This is a genomic window from Thioclava sp. SK-1 (genome assembly GCF_001705665.1).
Classification (GTDB): Bacteria; Pseudomonadota; Alphaproteobacteria; order Rhodobacterales; family Rhodobacteraceae; genus Thioclava.
The window spans coordinates 37,046-52,535 of sequence record NZ_MDHA01000028.1 but is presented as its reverse complement, the minus strand read 5'-3'; the positions used below and the strand labels follow the sequence as shown (position 1 = coordinate 52,535).

At 56.3% G+C, this 15,490-nt stretch carries 10 protein-coding genes; 9 read left to right on the top strand and 1 reads right to left on the bottom strand.

Annotated elements, in window-relative coordinates; translation table 11 throughout:
• The 8 genes from rfbB (at position 1) to BFP70_RS05100 (ending at position 12,925) form a co-directional block, all read left to right on the top strand.
• Positions 1-1,068: a dTDP-glucose 4,6-dehydratase gene (rfbB, locus tag BFP70_RS05135; protein WP_066010304.1), complete on the top strand. Its 1,068-nt coding sequence runs from the start codon at positions 1-3 to the stop codon at positions 1,066-1,068.
• Positions 1,065-1,841, top strand: a complete 777-nt coding sequence (locus BFP70_RS05130; protein WP_066010303.1) for a hypothetical protein — start codon at positions 1,065-1,067, stop codon at positions 1,839-1,841. The genes rfbB and BFP70_RS05130 overlap by 4 nt, the downstream gene beginning before the upstream one ends.
• Before the next feature lie 63 nt (positions 1,842-1,904).
• Entirely contained in the window at positions 1,905-2,744 is an 840-nt protein-coding gene (rfbD, locus tag BFP70_RS05125; protein WP_066010302.1) for a dTDP-4-dehydrorhamnose reductase, read from the top strand.
• A gap of 24 nt (positions 2,745-2,768) precedes the next feature.
• On the top strand, positions 2,769-3,512 hold the full coding sequence (locus tag BFP70_RS05120; protein WP_066010301.1) for a sulfotransferase family 2 domain-containing protein: 744 nt from the start codon (positions 2,769-2,771) through the stop codon (positions 3,510-3,512).
• 21 nt (positions 3,513-3,533) lie between these two features.
• Positions 3,534-4,418 (top strand): glucose-1-phosphate thymidylyltransferase RfbA, encoded by an 885-nt coding sequence (gene rfbA, locus BFP70_RS05115; protein WP_066010300.1) that lies wholly within the window; start codon positions 3,534-3,536, stop codon positions 4,416-4,418.
• Between the two features lie 347 nt (positions 4,419-4,765).
• Complete coding sequence (locus BFP70_RS21515; protein WP_066010299.1) at positions 4,766-8,356, top strand: calcium-binding protein; 3,591 nt, start codon at positions 4,766-4,768, stop codon at positions 8,354-8,356.
• A 195-nt stretch (positions 8,357-8,551) separates the two neighbouring features.
• Positions 8,552-11,467 carry a hypothetical protein gene (locus BFP70_RS05105; RefSeq protein ID WP_066010298.1) on the top strand — a complete coding sequence of 972 codons (2,916 nt, stop codon included), beginning with the start codon at positions 8,552-8,554 and terminating at the stop codon, positions 11,465-11,467.
• An 81-nt stretch (positions 11,468-11,548) separates the two neighbouring features.
• Positions 11,549-12,925, top strand: coding sequence for an oligosaccharide flippase family protein (locus BFP70_RS05100; protein WP_083217366.1), 1,377 nt, complete (start codon positions 11,549-11,551; stop codon positions 12,923-12,925).
• A 67-nt stretch (positions 12,926-12,992) separates the two neighbouring features.
• On the opposite strand, the gene BFP70_RS05095 is transcribed toward BFP70_RS05100, so the two are convergent.
• Positions 12,993-14,060 carry a glycosyltransferase gene (locus BFP70_RS05095; protein ID WP_066010297.1) on the bottom strand — a complete coding sequence of 356 codons (1,068 nt, stop codon included), beginning with the start codon at positions 14,058-14,060 and terminating at the stop codon, positions 12,993-12,995.
• Positions 14,061-14,249: 189 nt separating this feature from the next.
• Between BFP70_RS05095 and BFP70_RS05090 the strand changes: the two genes are divergently transcribed.
• Positions 14,250-15,275 (top strand): glycosyltransferase, encoded by a 1,026-nt coding sequence (locus tag BFP70_RS05090; RefSeq protein ID WP_066010296.1) that lies wholly within the window; start codon positions 14,250-14,252, stop codon positions 15,273-15,275.
• Positions 15,276-15,490 lie beyond the last annotated feature (215 nt).

Below are 15,490 nucleotides of genomic sequence, written 5' to 3'. Positions count from 1 at the left end.
ATGAAACTTCTTATCACCGGCGGCGCCGGGTTTATCGGATCGGCTGTGGTGCGCTTGGCCATGGCGCGCGGATATTCAGTGGTCAATGTTGATGCGCTGACCTATGCGGCCTGTCTGGACAATGTGGCACAATGCGCCGACAGCGCCAATTACGCCTTTGAGCAGGCCGATATTCGCGACCGTGCCGCGCTGGATGCGGTATTTGCAAAACATCAACCCGATGCGGTGATGCATTTGGCGGCGGAGTCCCATGTGGACCGATCGATCGACGGGCCAGGCGATTTTATCGAAACCAATATCACCGGCACCTATAATATGCTGGAAGCCGCGCGCGCCTATTGGGTGTCAAAGGGCAAACCAGACAGTTTCCGCTTCCATCACATCTCTACCGATGAGGTCTTTGGATCGTTGCCTGCGGATCCATCGGTCAAATTCACCGAAGACACGCCCTATGATCCGCGTTCACCATATTCATCCTCCAAGGCGGCATCGGATCATCTGGTACGGGCATGGCATGAAACCTATGGTCTGCCGGTGGTGCTGACCAATTGCTCAAACAATTATGGCCCGTATCATTTCCCTGAAAAGCTGGTGCCGGTGATCATCTTGAACGCGCTTGCGGGCAAGGATCTGCCGATTTACGGCGACGGGGCGAATATCCGTGATTGGCTGTTTGTCGAAGACCATGCAGATGCGCTGCTGTTGGTGGTGGAAAAAGGTGTGCTGGGGCGCAGCTATAATATCGGTGGCGAGAATGAGCGCACCAATCTGGAGCTGGTGAAAACCCTATGCGAAATCCTGGACCGTAAACGGCCCAAAGCCACAGGGTCCTATGCCGATCAGATCACTTTCGTGACCGACCGTCCGGGCCATGATGCGCGCTATGCGATTGACCCGACCCGGATCCGCACCGAATTGGGCTGGCGTCCCAGCGTGACGGTGGAAGAGGGGCTGGAACGCACTGTGGATTGGTATCTGGCCAATGATGCATGGTGGAAGCCGCTTCAGGCGCGTCACGGCGTTGGTACCCGTTTGGGCACAGGCGAAAAGGCAAAGGAAACCGCATGATTGATCAAGGTGTGGCGGACGAGGTTCTTCTGCTGACCGGGGCCATCAATACCAGTCCGAAGATGGCCAATAACCAGCGCAGCAATTCCGATTTGCGCCGGGCCGATTATCACGAGGGTCTGGGCCATTACATCGACACGGTGCCTGCGCGGATCAAGACGATCTTGTTTTGTGAAAATACAAATGCAGATCTGAGCGATTTTGAACCGTTCAAAGCGCGCGCCGCCGCACGGGGTATCACGTTAGAGCTGCTGAGCTTTCAAGGTGAAACATCGCCCGAATTGGGCAAGGGGATCTGCGAGTTTGAGATCCTGGACACAGCATATCGGTTTCTTGCGCAGCGTTTCGCGCGCGAAACATTTGTGTGGAAAATCACCGGACGGTTGTTGGTGAAGAATATTGCGGCAATGATCGCGTCCCGGCCACAAGATGCGGATATCTATGTTGATATGCGCTCTGTGCCGTTGATCGGGGAACGTTTGGGCGGCAATGACTGGGCCGAAATGCGGATGTTGGGCTACAGGCTTGGCACTTATGAGGATCTTCTGCTGGGGCAGGGGCGGCGTTGTGGGTATGTCACGGAAAAGGGTCTGTTCACCTTATTGCAAGAGGCGCGCGACACCGGGGCAAAGATCGCGCCGCGTTACCGGGTGCAGCCACGGTTCAAGGGGATCTGTGGCGGATCCAACAAGGATTACGAGAGCTTTGAATATCGTATGAAGGATAATATTCGCGGTGTGGCCCGTGTGGTCGCGCCGGGGCTATGGCTGTAGCAGGACGTCTTGGAATTTGCGCCGCGTGCCCTATGATAAGAATATGATTTAGAAGGATATTTCATGATTTTGGTTTTTGGATCGACAGGGCAGGTGGCGACAGAACTGAAAACGCTTTTGCCCGATGCGTTGTTTTTAGGCCGCGACCGGGCAGATTTGTCCGATCCGGCGGCCTGTGCGCGCGCGATTGCCGATGCCGCGCCCGAGGCGGTGATTAATGCGGCCGCTTATACCGCTGTGGACCGGGCCGAGGAAGAAGAAGATCTGGCCACGGTGATCAATGGTGCAGCCCCTGCGATGATGGCTGCGGCCTGTGCCGATCTGGGCATTCCTTTCGTGCATATTTCAACTGATTACGTCTTTGACGGGGCAGGAAATACGCCCTTTGCGCCCGATCATCCAACCGCCCCTTTGGGCGCATATGGTCGGTCTAAACTGGTGGGCGAAGCCGGGGTGATTGCTGCGGGCGGGGCATTTGCAGTGATGCGAACATCTTGGGTATTTTCTGCCCATGGTGGCAATTTCGTCAAAACCATGCTGCGCCTGTCGCAAAGCCGCGATCACCTGACGGTGGTGGCCGATCAGATCGGCGGCCCAACCTCGGCGGCATCGATCGCACGTGCCTGTGTGACCATGGCACAGCAGTTGCAAACAGACCCTGATAAGGCGGGTTTGTATCATTTCTCTGGTGGGCCCGATGTCAGCTGGGCTGATTTTGCCCGGGCGATTTTTGCCCAATCGGGGGCCGCAACCACAGTTGAGGATATTCCCGCATCCTCTTATCCCACACCGGCCAAACGTCCCGGTAACAGCCGGATGGATTGTGCGACAACGCAATCGGTCTTCGGTATTGCCCGGTCCGACTGGAAAGCGGACCTTGCGGATGTGCTACGCGCTTTGTAAGCGCGCCTTGTTCATGAGGTTTTTATGCCCCTGATCCGTTCCGATGCGCGCGCCGCCTATTTTGCCCATTGCCCGAAGGCGGGGGGGACATCTGTAGAGATGTTCTTGATCGATAATTATCCGCAAACAGAGCTGTATGACGGCGACTGGCACAGCCGTCGGCTGGCCGGAGAGCGGCGCGATCCGGCGTTTGACTGTTCGCCCCAGCATCTGACCTGGGCGGATGCGCAAGGGCAGTTATCTGTGGAGCCAGATCTGGTTTTTGGCATTGTGCGTGACCCGGTCAAACGAATGATCAGTGAATATAAATTTCAGCGGATGTATCGCAAACGGTTGTTTTGGCTGACCCGGCTGGGGTTTTCGACCTGGTTACATGTGGTTTTGGCTGCCGCCCGGCGCGATCCTTATGTGTTGGACAATCACCTACGCCCACAGGTGGCGTTTTTGCCCGAGCACGCGCAATGGTTCAAACTGGAAGATGGGTTGGACCCGGTGCGTGATGCGGTGGTGGCCTGTCTGGGGTTGGGGCAGGGCATGTCCGATATTCCGCATTCTCTTAAGGGCGCATCTCCGGGCCAGGCGGTGCGCCCGGCGCGTGCCGATCTGGCACTGATAACCCAGGCATTTGCGGCCGATTATGACCGGTTCGGCTATGCCCGGCCCGACCTTTCCTCTGCGCCCGATGATGGGCGCGGTCTTCTCCGGCAGGCCGTTGCGGCCTGCCTGTCCCCGGTGCTTTGCGGTCTGTACCGCGCACAGAAACTTTAAGCTTCGACAGGATATTTTGATATGGCAGATCAAAGTCAACGCAAGGGTATTATCCTCGCCGGCGGGTCCGGCACCCGGCTCTACCCGCTGACGATGGCGGTTTCAAAGCAGCTGATGCCGATCTATGATAAGCCGATGATCTATTATCCCCTGTCGGTTCTGATGCTGACCGGCATTCGCGACATTGCGATCATCACGACACCAGAGGATCAGCCGCAGTTCAAACGGCTTTTGGGTGATGGCAGCCAATGGGGTATCGCCCTGACCTATATCGAACAACCATCCCCCGATGGTTTGGCGCAGGCCTATCTTTTGGCTGAGGATTTCCTGGCCGGTAGCCCGTCAGCGATGGTTTTGGGGGATAATATCTTCTTCGGCCATGGCTTGCCAGAGATGCTTAAATCGGCCGATAGTAAATCGGTGGGCGGCACGGTATTTGGCTATCATGTGGCCGATCCAGAACGCTATGGCGTGGTCAAGTTCGATGCAGATGGCACGGTGCAGCAAATCATCGAAAAGCCAGAAGTTCCGCCGTCGAATTATGCTGTGACGGGGTTGTATTTCCTGGATGGCGAGGCGCCTGCGCGCGCGCGCGCAGTCAAAAAATCACCCCGTGGTGAGCTGGAGATCGTGACATTGCTGGAAAGCTATCTGGGCGATGGCACCTTATCTGTTGAACAGATGGGGCGCGGCTATGCCTGGCTGGACACGGGCACGCATGCGTCCTTGCTGGATGCGGGGAATTTTGTGCGCACCTTGTCGACCCGGCAGGGGATGCAATCGGGCTGCCCCGAGGAAATTTCCTATAATCAGGGTTGGATTGATGATGCCATGCTTGCGAAACATGCCGACACATTCAAAAAGACCAGCTACGGTAAATATCTCTCGGGTTTGTTGAAATCATAACGAATCATTAACCACATCTGAGGCGGATTTTTTCCAATCTGCTTGATCGTTGCCCGCCTGTCGCCAATTTGGCGGCAGGTTTTTTATTGTGTATCAATACCCGCCGCAGAACGTTCGCGTTTCATTAGGCAATGTTTCCAGATCGGCACAATCTTGGTGCAATTTTTATTACTAATTCAATTTTCAGAACCTGCCGCTGTTTTGCCTTAATGAGAACGCGGTTCTTATCGGTTTCGCAGCAATAACAGCACCAAGCGCAGAGGCCTCCACCTTTGCGAAATCGTTATCGTTGCAACAGCTTGTTTATGTGCATCGATCCTTGCGGCTGAACATATGGACACACAAACATGACCCTCCCCGCTGTCGGAAATGAAAACCCTATTCTTGCAATCAATTTGGCCGGGGTTGGTGATTATACCACTTCATCGCAATATCTTGACCTGATGCAATCAATGCGAAAATGGGTTGGCAATTCAGCCACACAATGGGGATCTATCAGCCATGAGGCCGTCGTAGAAAGCGGTGTTCTGGATGAAAACGGCTGGCCGACGGAGATCCCCGAAGGCATGGGCGGGATTGGCACAATCTGGGATTGGAACAGTTCCAGCACAGAGGATCCGCAGGCTGCGCAACTGCGTGCAGGTGTTTATATTCTGGAATATGAGGGCGAAGGAGAGATCGGGATTTGGGGGGCCACGATCCTTTCACAAGAGGACGGAAAGATTGTCTTTGAAAACCGTAGCGGGGGCACGTTTTCAGTCAATATCCGGTCCACAGATCCCGATGGAACGGGCGATTATATCCGCGATATGACCATTGTGGCCGAAGAGCATTACGATCTGTTCAAGGCCGGTGCGATCTTCAACCCTGATTGGATCGAAAAGATCGAGGATATGCGCCAGCTGCGGTTCATGAACTGGCAAGGCACCAATAATTCGACGCTTGAAGAGTGGGAGGATATGCCCAGCTCGGACAGCCGCGGTGTCGCCGATAGTATGTCTGTTGAGGATATGGTGCGTCTGGCCAATGAAACCGGCACTGATCCGTGGTTTTGCATGCCCCATGCTGCCACCGAAGAGTATATTCGTGAATTCGCGACCTATGTACGCGACAATCTGGACCCTGATCTGCAAGTGCGGGTAGAATATTCCAATGAGGCCTGGAATTCGATGTTCTCGGTCAATGCCTGGCTGAAAGAGCAGGCGCAGGAAAATTGGGGCATGAGCGGTGAAATGGCGACCGATGCCTATTACACCATGATGGCCACGAAATCCGCTTTGATCTGGGAAGATGTCTTTGCACAAGAAGCGGACGCGCGGCTGGTCAATGTTCTGAGCACGCAGGCGCCGAACCTGTGGCGCACGATGCGGATTTTGGATCCGGTCCGTTGGGCGGAAAATGACCCTGATAGCTATGTTGATCCGGCTGACGTATTCGACGAGCTGGCGATCACCAATTATTTCGGCTCCAACCCGCTAAGCACGACAGAGGGCCGTTCAGACGTTCTGAACCTTCTGAAAACCGAAGGTTTGCAGGCGGCGATTGACTATACGGTCGCGTTGACCATGGATCCGTCAAACGAAAATTCGATCCCGGCGCTGGCTGAAGTCTGGCAAAGCCAGTCTGAACTGGCCCATAGCCTTGGGATGGATCTGGTAGCCTATGAAGGCGGTCAGCATATTCACGCAGCTTATAACACCGCGGGTCTAAGCACAGCAGATCAGGATCTGTTGCAGGATTTTCTGGTGGCTCTGGTCCGCTCGCCAGAGATGGCCGAGATGTATCAGGAGGTCTATGAGATCTGGACCGAACTGTCCGATGGGCCGTTTATGCAATATACCGATGTCGATAATGCCACGATTTGGGGATCGTGGGGGCTGTATGCCAGCTTGCTGGATGAGAACCCGCGTGCCCAGCTTCTGGAAGAGCTGAACGCGATTGCTGAACCCTGGTGGGACGCCAATGGGGGCGAGCAATATATGCAAGGCGTGGTGCGTATCGGTGAGGATGGCGATGACCTGATCGCGGGCACCGTTGAAGAAGATTACCTGACTGGCGGGGCCGGCAATGACACGATCATCGGCGGTGAAGGCAATGATGGGATCAATGGTGGTGCGGGAACGGACCGGTTGATCCTGGCGGGCACGTTGGACGATTACACCATCACGGTTGAAGGCGAAGGCTATATGGTGGTGGGGCCTGATGGCACGGATTACATCTATGACGTCGAGGAGTTGGAATTCTCTGGCTCTGGTGCGGTGATGACGGTCCAAGCAGCGGTGGCAGGCGGCACGGCGGTCGAAGAAAATACGGCCTCTGTCGTGACACCTGCCGCCCCGGCCGAAGCGGCGGTGGCAGCGCCTGAACCAACCCCAGAGCCAGCCCCAGAACCGGTTGCCGCCATCCCGGCGCAACCCGGTGTCGTGGATCTGTCTGATCTGACCGAAGGGCAGGCGATCTCTGGGATCAATAAATACGGTCTTTTGGGAAAAGAGCTGGGCCTGTCGGAGGAAAATGCCTATTTCACCGCAGCGCGTGATGCCAGCGCTGATTTTAACGGCGAAAACGTGTCTGCCAATTACTACTCCATCAACCAGAACCGTGCGGTGGCAGGCGGCGACCTATTGACAGGGTCGGCGACGGAAACCGCTGAAATTTTGGGAACAGTCAGCACGGATGTCACCAAGGTCATCGGATCTCAGGGCAATGACCATTTCGATGGTCGTAGTGCGGCAGATCATTTCCAAGGCGGTGATGGCGCCGATTATATGGATGGTATGGGCAGCGATGACCTTTTGGAAGGCGAGGGCGGCAACGATTATCTGCGCGGTGGCAAGGGCAATGACACGTTGGAGGGGGGCTCCGGTGATGACAAGCTTTATGGGTTGGAAGATGACGATCAGCTGACCGGCGGGGCAGGGGCCGATCACTACTATTTCTCACGTGGGATTGGTCATGACACGATCACGGATTTTGCCGCTGAAGACACGTTGCATCTGGGCACCTTCTTGACCGGATACAGCGACCCGATCACTTTGGCAGAAACGGATGACGGCCTGCTGCTGAGCAATGGCACCGATAGCATTACCTTTGCAGGATATGGTTTGTCGGATGCAAATTGGATTTTTGCGGGCACGGATGTACCTTTGCCCGAAGATGACCTGATTGTAGCCCCTGACTCTGCGGTGCAGGCCACCCCAGAGGAGACCGGCGAAGCCGGTGTTGTGGACTTGTCTGATCTGACCGAAGGGCAGGCGATTTCCGCGATCAATAAATACGGTCTTTTGGGCCAGGAACTTGGCCTGAAGCAAGAAAATGCGTTTTTCAATGCAGACCGTGGCGTGACGGTCAACATCAACGGGCAAGACGTTGGCCCACAGTATTATGCGATCAACCAAAACCGTGCCGAGGCGGGCGGTGCGGCATTGACCGGTTCGGCCAAAGAAACGGCGGATCTGCTGGGGAATGTGACCACGGATGTGACCAAGATCATCGGCTCACAGGGCAATGACAGCTATAATGGCCGCAGCGGGGCAGATCACTTTGAAGGCGGCCAAGGGCATGATTACATTGACGGTGCCGGCGGCGATGATGTGTTGATCGGTGATGCGGGAAATGACTGGATGCGCGGTGGTAAAGGCGCGGACACGCTGGATGGTGGCGAGGGTCATGACAACCTGTTCGGCCTGGAGGATAACGATGTCCTGACCGGCGGTGCGGGTATGGATACGTTCTACTTCTCACGCGGGATCGGCCATGACACGATCACCGATTTCAGCGCCGAAGATTCTTTGGATCTGGGCAGCTTTATGAACGGTGTCGACAATGTCTTCGATCATCTAAGCGAAACCGATGATGGGCTTGTGCTGACCAATGGCGACAGCTCCATTACCTTTCAGGGGCTGACCTTGGCCGATGCAGACTGGATCTTCCACTGATCTTTTGCGGGTGCTTTTGACAGCATGAATGTCTGACAATCTGTCACAGTTGATTGAGGGGGGCGTTTTGCCCCCCTCATGCATTTACAACCCTGTCCGGTCATGGAAGCCTTCGGTTGAATTTGGCTTTGTGCAGTCATGGCGAACATGATGCGGCAGGGTCGTTTTGCATGCGCCCCCGAAAGGAGCCCATTCATGATCTGGCAAAATATTCGATACAGGCTTGGTGGGCTTTGGGGCATGATCTGTGCCGCAATGATCGTGACGGGGCTGCCGGCCGTGGCACAAGAGCCCGGATCACGGGGGCATTTTTCGGTCCGCTCACAGGTGATCGCACCAGACCTGCCCGGGCTGACCGCCACGATCCCGGGCATTGGAAACGGCAGCAGGCTGTCGGGGGCAAAGGGCTTTGAACCGGTGATCTACCGCACCATGTTGCGCACCACACAGGGGTCCGACACGCAGATCATCGCGGATCCATCTATGCTGAGTGATGGGTTTATGCTGCGCGACGGTGCGCTTGACGGGGCCGAAGTCGAGGTGCTGCGCATTGAAAATGGATCATTCGTATCGGTGCGGCGCAGCAAAATTGCCATCGGCGGGTTTCATGCCAGTGGCTGGCGCAATCTGGCACCGGGGCGGATGCTGACACCTGATCAGACATCCCTGCAGTTGGCCTTTTCACCAAATGCGCGCAGCAAGGTGCCGTATTATTACACAGTGCGAGCGGTGGATGATCAGGGGCGGTTGTCCCCCCCGGCCAAGGCAGTGGCGCTGAATGCGCCCACCGACCCCGGCAAAGGCACCGTGCAACCGCAATATACCAAGGTGAAGGTCGATGCTGGTGCACAGGCCTCTTTGGGCGCGCCACAGGGTCTGACAGGGCGGTTGCGGCTGGATAAAACGGTGCAGCTGTCGTGGCAACCTGTGGCGGGGGCTGCGGGCTATATGGTGTTCCGGTCGGACTATGCGCCTGAAGATCAGTCCGGCTTCAGCTGGGAACTTGAGGGCGCGGGCCCGGCGATTCACGCAGGCGATCTGGTGATGCTGCGCGCGCGGCTGATGGATGGCACGCGTGAGCGGATGATCAGCAATTGGGAGTGGAACAATTGGCAAATGCGATCCAAATTCGCGCCGCGCGGGATCAGTGAACAGCAATGGAACGGGGCATCAACGTCGCAAACCCCGGCGTGGGAAATACGCCCCCATACCGCAGACAGCCCGGTGACCGATGGCGGCGACACCTATGTGCATGCGCGCGTTGCACAGGGGCAGAGTTTCGTTGCCGGCGATTACAATCATTCGGGCGTGGGTCAAAGCTGGTATCAGGTGTTGGATCCAGATCATAGCTACCGCGCCGAGATCTGGCTGCGTGGTACGCCGGGTATGACTGTGCAGTTCCGTGTTCATGGCCCGATGGATGGCAAATTAAAGGGTCTGCCTGCGACATTTGATTTGACTGAAGACTGGCACAAATACAGTGTCGATTTTCAGCCAACGACCCTGCTGCAAGGCGATGCGCCGGGCTTTATGGGGGTGGTGGTCAGCGGCAATGGCACAGTGGATGCCGATAATCTGCGGATCTTTCGCGCCGATGCCGGGTTCTTGCAGCTGCTGCCCGAACGTCGCGCTGCGCTGGAAGCATCTGGCATGTCGGATCTGCGCACCCATGCGTTTATCAAGACGGGGCGGCGTAGCTATGATCTGGCGCAGTTGACCAATCCGGCGGGGAATATCAGCCTGTGGAATGGCAATACGCTGCCCCAGACCCTGCAGGTGATTGATCAGGTAAAGATGAACCCCTGGCTGCAGGTCGAGCCGCATTTCTCCCGCGAGGAATGGTTGGGACTGGCTGAATATCTGGCGGCGCCTGCCAGTGCTGCAACTGATGGTCATGGTGGGAAATGGGTGCAAAAACGGCTGCAACAGGGTCGATCAGCCCCTTGGATTGATGCGTTTGACCATATGCGGTTTGAGGTCGGAAATGAGACTTGGAACACTTTGTTCCGGCCTTGGGTTTTCCCGCGCATGACCGATTCTGCCACAGGTGCCCGGTACGAACCCGGTGCAGTCTATGGCATGTATCAGGAATATGTTTTGTCGATCCTGCGCGATAGCCCGTTTTGGCCCGCATTAGAGCCAAAGCTGATCCCTGTTTTGGGCGGGTTTAACGGGTTTGATTACGGGCTTAAGGCGGCCGAACATTCCCCACATAGTGCCGAGCTGACTCATGCAGAATATATTGGCGGTTGGGATCAAGGAGAAGGCCCGGTCAGCCCATCAATCCCAGGTCTGTCATCGGTGCTGACCTTTGGCGTGCAGATGGGCGGGCCCAATGCCAAAAAATACAGTGATTTCGCCCAAGACCTGTCGCGTAAGCGTGATCGGCCCCTATCGGTAGGCACATATGAGGCCGGTCCGGGCTATGCGATGAATGGTTTGAATGGCGGTCAGGTTTCGGATGAGCAAAACCGGTTGCAAGAAATCGCGATGAAAAGCGTGGCGGCGGGCACGGCCACATTGGACAGTTTCTTACTGCAAGCGCAGCAGGGATATCGGGTGCAGAACTATTTCACCTTTGCAAACGGGGCACGGTGGAGCTCACATGCGAAATGGTATCACGGCGGTCAGGCCTATCCGTCATGGGCATGGCTGGCCCTGATTGGGCATGACATGCTTGCGGGGGGGGATGCGCAGATGTTGCAGGTTGATACGCGTGATGTGCCGCGTATGTCGCTGGACAAAATGGTCAACCGGCCGGCACAGCGCCGCGCCCCGATGCTGGCAAGCTATGCGTTTTCCAAAGGCGATAAGATGATGGTGGTCGTTTTGTCGCGCCTGCTGCCCGATCTGCCGAAAGGACAAAATGGCCATGCCACAGTTCAGGTGGATCTGCCATTTGCCAGCGCGGCTCAGGTGACGCGGTATCAGATGACCGGCGGCTATGGTGCCAGCAATGCTTTTGCGGATGAAACGCAGCTGGTGTCCCAGCCTCTGGCACAGACGGATTGGCAGGCGCCGGGATCACACGACGGGCAAGCGGTGCTTAATATTCAGGACCTGCCCCCCGGAGAGGCCTTCGTCTATGTCTTTGATGGCGTTCAAAACTAAATTGGGCGCATCGTTGCTGGCAGGGCCGTGGTAAACACGCTATGGCAAAAGCAATCTTGACCTGACCGTAGAGAGGTTTCCGTGATTACCGGTATTCGTAATGCGTTTCGCGGAGACAGCACGCGGGCGGCCTCGTTGCGCAGCTCGGCATTGGTGGCCATCGGGTTTGGTGGGCAAAATGTTCTGCGCCTTGTGTCCAACCTGATCCTGACACGGATTTTATTTCCCGAAGCCTTCGGATTGATGGGACTTGTGTATGTCTTCATCTCGGGTGTGACGATGTTTTCTGATCTGGGGATCAACACATCGATCATGCAAAACAAACGTGGTGAGGAGCCGGATTTTCTGAACACCGCCTGGACCGTTCAGATCTTGCGCGGGTTCTTGTTATGGGTTGTGCTGCTGATCTTGGCCTATCCTACGGCGCAGATCTATGATGAGCCGCGGCTGATCTGGCTGTTGCCTTCGGCCGGGTTGATTGCGATTGTGCAAGGGTTCCGCACCACCAAAGTGGCCGTTGCCAATAGAAACATGAAAATCGGTGTGCAGGTCATGAGCGAGCTAAGCGCGCAGACCATTGGCATGCTGTGCACCGTTGTCTTGGCGATGATCTGGCCCGATGTCTGGACATTGGTCGTCGGCGCGCTGATTGCACCAGTGATCAACAATATCGTGTTGCATATCCGCCTGCCTGGGCCACGCAATCGTCTGCATTGGGACCGCTCAGCGGTGTCCGAGCTGATCCATTTCGGCAAGTTCATCTTTTTAAGCTCAATCGCGGGTTTTATTGTCAATCAAAGTGACCGTGCGGTGCTGGGTGCCTATATTCCAGTGCGTGATCTGGGAATTTATATGATCGCCTATACGGTCGCCAGCATCCCGTTGTTGCTGGTGCATGCGGCGGCCAGTAAAATTCTATTGCCGATCTACCGAAAATTTCCGATGCATGAATCCCAGGGCAACCGGGCCAAAGTGCTGCGCGCGCGGCGGTTGATGCGTGCGGCCTCTATGTCGCTGGTCTTTGTGTTTTCCGCATTTGGTGTGGCGCTGATTTCATGGATGTATGATGCGCGCTATGCGATGGCCGGCCCGATGGTGATCTTTATGGGCTTGTCTATGGCGGCACAAATCGCGACCTCGCTTTATGATGGGTGCTACCTGTCACAAGGCGACAGCAACAGCCATTTCCGCCTTGTTGGTTTGGGGGCGGTGCTACAGCTGATCTTTTTGCTGGTGGGGGTGCATTATTTCGGCACGCTGGGCGCGATCTTGGCCCCCTGTCTGACGGCGATCTGCCAATACCCCTATCAGGCACGGCTGGTGAACCGTTACCATGCGTGGGATCCATTGGGCGATGCGCTGTCATTTTTGCTGGGCGTGACCGGTGTGGCCTTAGGCGCCTGGATGTGGCGTGATGCGGTCGGGGTATTCTTGGCCAGTACCTTCGGGGCCGGGTAGTGGCCATCACAGCCGGGTCACGCCCGGTGCCAATGACATATAAGATCTGCTTGTAACACCTGTCAGGTCAGACCCTGTTATTGCTTAAATTCCGTTCCAGCGTGGCCCAGCAGTCCAGAACCCCGGCCTGAAAGCCAGAGGTCGGATAGCGGTCTTGAATTCGGTGGGCGGCACGTTGGCGCAATGTATCAAAACAATGCGGATCGAGGCGCAATGCTGCAATGGCCTGTTCCACTTGTGCTACGATGCCAAATGCATTGCCTTCGGGGATCGGGAAGCCGACATCATGGTCGAAATATTCCGCGCCCCCCAGCCCGTCAAACCCGATGACCACACAGCCTGCCGCCATTGCTTCGGCGGCCGGAAAGCCCAGGCTTTCGTGATGCATGAGTGAGATAAAAAATTGGCTGCGCCCCAGATGTTCAATGACTTGGGTGCGGGGCATATGGTCCAGCGCTTGTAGCTTGAACCCCTGCAACTGTCCGCGGCGTTCCAGTGCCTGATGGATCAGACGGGCCATATCAGGGCGTTTGCGCGGCATATAGGTGATTAGGGCGTCTTTCGTGTCTACGAAAGGGATTTTGTCTGGATGCATGCTGACACGAAATTTGAGCGGTGTTGGCGCACCGATCAGGTCCAGATGATCGTGGCAAATATCTGAGGTGCTGAGGAAGGTGTGGATCTGCCGGGACAGATCCTGACCACGCGCTTGTGCTGTGGCATGGGCGTCCAGCAGGTAGAACGGGTTTTGAACAAGCCCGCATAGGGTCTGATCAGGATAGGCCGACAGCGCATCTGATAGCCACAGCTCTGGCACGATGATCACATCTGTCCGGCGCAGGTCCAATTTGGGATTGTCCCCTTTGCGCAGCTGATTGCGCGCCTGTGCCAGATATAGCTTGGCATGGCCACGTGCGCGGCGCGTATGGTGGTGGCGGCCACGCAGCAGCCGATCATCCCAAAAACGCGGCACCTGTGTCGGGTAATCGGGATAGTGGCCACCGGCATGACCATGGACCACGGCCGCATCGCGGCCCGCATCGCGCAGGGTTGTGACCATATCATAGATCACAGCCGCCCCACCGGCAGGCCCTGAAATATCAGGGCAAAGAAAAAGAAAACGTTGAGCCGTCACTATATCTGACCTTCAAAGCTGTTGTAATAGTGGTGGCGGCTTCGGTCCCCGGTGGCAAGGCCTGTTCTGTTGTATAAGCGGGCGTATTGGGTTTTTTTAACTTGCGGGCCGCGAGGTTAGGCATCGCCGCTTGAGTTGGCCTCGGCCTTTGGCCACAGTGGATGGATAGGTTTCAAGAACGGGTTTTTCATGCAGCGTTATCTGGATATCGGGGTTTTCGCCCATAATGAGGCGGCCGGGCTGGCCGATATGCTGCATGATTTGCTGCGTCAGGATATTTTCACGGATCCTGATATCTCTATACAGCTGCATGTGCTGGCCAATGGATGCAGTGATGATACGGCTGATATTGCCCGTAGGGTGCTGGCGCATCTGCCACCCGCGCAGGTATGTGTACATGATTTTACAGATGGCGGAAAATCGCGGACATGGAACCGTTTTGTGCATGAACAGAGCCGACAGGAGGCAGAGGTCTTCTTGTTCCTGGACGCAGATATAACGATCCCACAGCCAGATATGCTGCGTCAGTTGCTGCAGTTTTTGCTCGACCGGCCGGATCTGTCGGGGGCCTCCAGCCGTCCGGTCAAGGATCTGGCGCATGATCCGTCGTTGATCCGGGGGCCTTTGGACCGGGTCATCACGATGGCCGGAGGGGGGTTGGATGACTGGAAAGGGTCGATTTGCGGACAGCTGTATCTGCTGCGTGCAGATGTCGCGCGCAATTTGTATTTGCCCATTGGCCTGCCGGTCGAAGACGGGTTTGTGCGCGCCATGGTGCAAACCAATCGGTTCCAGACCACGCGGGATCTGAACCGTCTGGATGGGCGCGATGGGCTGTTCCATGTATATGCTTCTGAGCGCAATCTGGGTGCGTTGATCCGTCATCAGACCCGGATCGTCATAGGGGGGGCGATCAATGATGTGGTGTTTTCGGATCTTAATGGGCGTGGCCCTGATGGCGTGTCCGCGCGACTGGCACAGGTGGCTGGCGACCCAGATTGGCTGGCGCGGTATCTGGCGGAAAAACTGCCCAGCCCCTCGGGCTATGTGCCGCGGCATTTCCTGACCAAACGATTGAGCCGCTGGCGGGGGCTGCCCGATAAATGGCGGCCAAAACGCATGGTGATCACCGCGCTTGGTTTTGGATTGGATGCGATTGTCTATCTGCGCGCGCGCCGTCTGATGGCACGCGGACAGGGCGCGGGGCATTGGTAGGACCGGCTGTCTTACCGTATAATCTGGCACAGATTTGACGGTTCTGTCTCAAAGCGCGCTTATGGCCGACGGTCGGGGGGCGTGTGACATGAGTATGCTGCGCGTGCGGCGAAAATCTGGATGACCAAAGCACCATTGGCCGTGGCAGAGATCTCCATAGTGAGGTTATTGCTGAAACATATATACTTAGGGTGATCGGTCGGAATTTGGGCCGG

Excerpts from the sequence above, each read along its gene's own strand:
- rfbB (WP_066010304.1), top strand. The coding sequence starts at position 1 with ATGAAACTTCTTATCACCGGCGGCGCCGGGTTTATCGGATCGGCTGTG.
- BFP70_RS05130 (WP_066010303.1), top strand. The coding sequence starts at position 1,065 with ATGATTGATCAAGGTGTGGCGGACGAGGTTCTTCTGCTGACCGGGGCC.
- rfbD (WP_066010302.1), top strand. The coding sequence starts at position 1,905 with ATGATTTTGGTTTTTGGATCGACAGGGCAGGTGGCGACAGAACTGAAA.
- BFP70_RS05120 (WP_066010301.1), top strand. The coding sequence starts at position 2,769 with ATGCCCCTGATCCGTTCCGATGCGCGCGCCGCCTATTTTGCCCATTGC.
- rfbA (WP_066010300.1), top strand. The coding sequence starts at position 3,534 with ATGGCAGATCAAAGTCAACGCAAGGGTATTATCCTCGCCGGCGGGTCC.
- BFP70_RS21515 (WP_066010299.1), top strand. The coding sequence starts at position 4,766 with ATGACCCTCCCCGCTGTCGGAAATGAAAACCCTATTCTTGCAATCAAT.
- BFP70_RS05105 (WP_066010298.1), top strand. The coding sequence starts at position 8,552 with ATGATCTGGCAAAATATTCGATACAGGCTTGGTGGGCTTTGGGGCATG.
- BFP70_RS05090 (WP_066010296.1), top strand. The coding sequence starts at position 14,250 with ATGCAGCGTTATCTGGATATCGGGGTTTTCGCCCATAATGAGGCGGCC.